Genomic DNA, 1,617 nt, shown 5'->3' on the forward strand with positions numbered 1-1,617 from the left:
TAATTGACCAGCTAATCCTATTTTTAGATTTTCTGCAATATCACTTTTGAGTTCTTCTGGTATTTCTTTTTTGGTTTGCATTGTTGTTTCGATATAAGCCTCACAATAGTCCTTCAATTCTTCATCCCAACCAACTTCGGCTTCTTTGGCTATTCTATAGCAAAATCTATTATTAAACATTTTATCTCCCCCATTATTTGTATTGTGTAGTAACTTTATTCCCAATAAGCACATGATTCCTCAATTTTTTCAACGTTATTTTCTAAAATTTCATCTGAAATGTAATTGTCAAATTCTATATTAAGTTCAAATTCACCAGTATAATATTGATGATGTAAATAGTAATCTTTTATACCGCCTTTATCCTCTAATTCTTTAATTATTTCACTTAACTTTTTACTCAAATTCCATTACCTCACTTCTGAAAAATCCACAAGTAACTATGAAGTTTCCTTGCATGTTGTTGCTTATATGTTGGCTTAGGATTTTTTTCATTTACCAGGATAAATAAATCTTTCGGGTACAATCCTAATTTTAAAGCTATATTAAATATCTCTATATGACTCCATCTTTGCTTTCCTCCACATATTTCATCCTGGCACTTACACAGAATATATCCCTTCTCTTTGGTTATTCTTATAAGCTCCTTTAAGCCATCTTCATAAAGTTTTATTATTTTTTCATGTGTTGTAAATCTTGTTGTATTGTAGCAGTCGACCATACCTTTTAAATTAGTTATTCTTGCATATGGTGGATCTATAACACTATGATTAAATGAATTATCTTTATAAGGTAATTTCCTAAAATCTGTACCTGTTTTCAAATCAGAACCAACTATTTCAAATTTAGATTTATCAACTTCTTTCCAAAATACACCCTTACCATAGGTTACATCTGCAATTTTATCTCCTTCCTTGAAGTATAGTTCGGATACTTTTTTAATTAATCCTGAATTTTTTCCTTGATGAACTGTATATATAGGGTTTTCTATATTTAATGCCTCCATATTTTTTACCTACCTTTACATATTAGTTTAATAATGGTAAAACACTAGTATTATGACTTATGGTTGTAATCCTTCTTCAATTAAAAATTCTCTTTCTTTTCCTTTTATTTTAAGTTCTTCACACAACTTTATTCTATTTTCTTCACCTATATATTCATGTAGTGCTTTATCAATAAGTTCAATATTTTTCTTACTCCCATTACAATATTTTGATATTATATTCCATGCTTCATATGAACCACCGGCGTTTACCCAACAAACTCCTTTTATTTTAATACACTATTAATATTATCATTTAATTCAATTAAACAATCTTCACATAATCTATGAATATAATTTCCTATTTCAAGCTTATAAACATAATCATAAGGATAACTTACTTTAACATCTTCACTTGAAAAATCATATTCTGCCCTATCACAAAATGCACAACCATCATCTTTTAAACTTACTTTTTCTATTTTCATTATATTACATCCTCCAATTTTTGAATTGTAACACTAACATAATCCTTTTAAAATGTGCGCTATCACATTAATTGTCCAACCATCACCCAACATGTTATATCTATTAGTATCAGATACACATGCTGTATACCTTTCTTTTACAGT

General features: G+C 28.3%; 4 protein-coding genes. All 4 read right to left on the bottom strand.

Annotation, left to right across the window (positions count from 1 at the left end; all coding sequences use genetic code 11):
* Nucleotides 1–225, bottom strand: a 225-nt coding sequence (locus tag EJL03_RS15775) for a hypothetical protein (RefSeq protein WP_243108741.1), incomplete at its 3' end; no start/stop codon positions are given.
* A complete protein-coding gene (locus EJL03_RS15780; protein WP_125154916.1) occupies nt 216–404 on the bottom strand; it encodes a hypothetical protein in 189 nt (62 codons plus the stop codon). The genes EJL03_RS15775 and EJL03_RS15780, both read right to left, overlap by 10 nt.
* 11 nt (nt 405–415) lie before the next feature.
* Nucleotides 416–1,006 (bottom strand): DNA methyltransferase, encoded by a 591-nt coding sequence (locus tag EJL03_RS15785; protein ID WP_125154917.1) that lies wholly within the window; start codon nt 1,004–1,006, stop codon nt 416–418.
* 266 nt (nt 1,007–1,272) lie between these two features.
* Nucleotides 1,273–1,473 (bottom strand): hypothetical protein, encoded by a 201-nt coding sequence (locus tag EJL03_RS15790; RefSeq protein WP_125154918.1) that lies wholly within the window; start codon nt 1,471–1,473, stop codon nt 1,273–1,275.
* Between the last annotated feature and the right edge of the window lie 144 nt (nt 1,474–1,617).

It is taken from the genome of Clostridium rectalis, from assembly GCF_900626095.1.
GTDB classification, from domain to species: domain Bacteria; phylum Bacillota; class Clostridia; order Clostridiales; family Clostridiaceae; genus Clostridium_AS; species Clostridium_AS rectalis.

Bases quoted from the DNA above. Each gene is read 5' to 3' on its own strand.
- EJL03_RS15785 (WP_125154917.1), bottom strand. From the start codon at position 1,006: ATGGAGGCATTAAATATAGAAAACCCTATATATACAGTTCATCAAGGA.
- EJL03_RS15790 (WP_125154918.1), bottom strand. From the start codon at position 1,473: ATGAAAATAGAAAAAGTAAGTTTAAAAGATGATGGTTGTGCATTTTGT.